This window comes from Synechococcus sp. WH 8016, assembly GCF_000230675.1.
Classification (GTDB): Bacteria; Cyanobacteriota; Cyanobacteriia; order PCC-6307; family Cyanobiaceae; genus Synechococcus_C.
In genome coordinates this window covers 1-728 of record NZ_AGIK01000016.1, presented here as the reverse complement: position 1 = coordinate 728, position 728 = coordinate 1, and the positions used below count along the sequence as shown (strand labels likewise).

Below are 728 nucleotides of genomic sequence, written 5' to 3'. Positions count from 1 at the left end.
TACACTGTCATAACTTTTTTGGTTTTTGTATTGTGTTTGCCTGTGTTACCCTGTATTATTATTCTTTAACTTATCTTTAATTTGCTTACCCCTTTTTTAATCAGTACTGTCTTTGGTCTTCATATTCTGGCCAATTCTGTTTCGTCTTTCGACAATTTTTCAAATATTATGGCTTCTTCTTTTCAAGAACGACGCTTAGAGCGTCAGCTTAAGCGGCAGGAGCGACGTTTAGAGCGTCAGCTTAAGCGGCAGGAGCGACGCAATATGCTTTTTGGTTCTACACCCTCTCGTGAAAATCAATCTTCCATTTCAACCACTTCGGTTCGTTATCTTGAGCAAGATGGTCTAAAAAGGTCTTACCTTCTCCATAAACCCGCTGTTTCTTCTGATGTTCAACTCCCTCTCGTCATTGCTCTTCATGGCGGTAAAACCACTGCCGACAGACTTCGTAAGACTTCTCGTTTGAATGACTTGGCTGATAGCGAAAAATTTGTAGTTGTTTATCCTAATGCACATAAGAAAAACTGGAATGATGGACGTACATCTATTGGACATAATGTCAATGATGTTAGTTTTATTAATTCTCTTATAGATACGATCATTTTGAGTGAGAATGTTGATTCTTCACGAATTTATGCCATTGGAATATCTAATGGTGGCTTTATGTCTCAGCGTTTAGGTTGTGAATTGTCCAATAGAATTGCTGCCATTTCTGTCATAGCCGGTGC

At 38.7% G+C, this 728-nt stretch carries 1 protein-coding gene; it reads left to right on the top strand.

Annotation, left to right across the window (positions count from 1 at the left end):
* Window positions 1-168: 168 nt before the first annotated feature.
* Window positions 169-728 (top strand): PHB depolymerase family esterase (locus tag SYN8016DRAFT_RS14705; protein WP_006855131.1); only part of this gene is annotated, 560 nt, incomplete at its 3' end.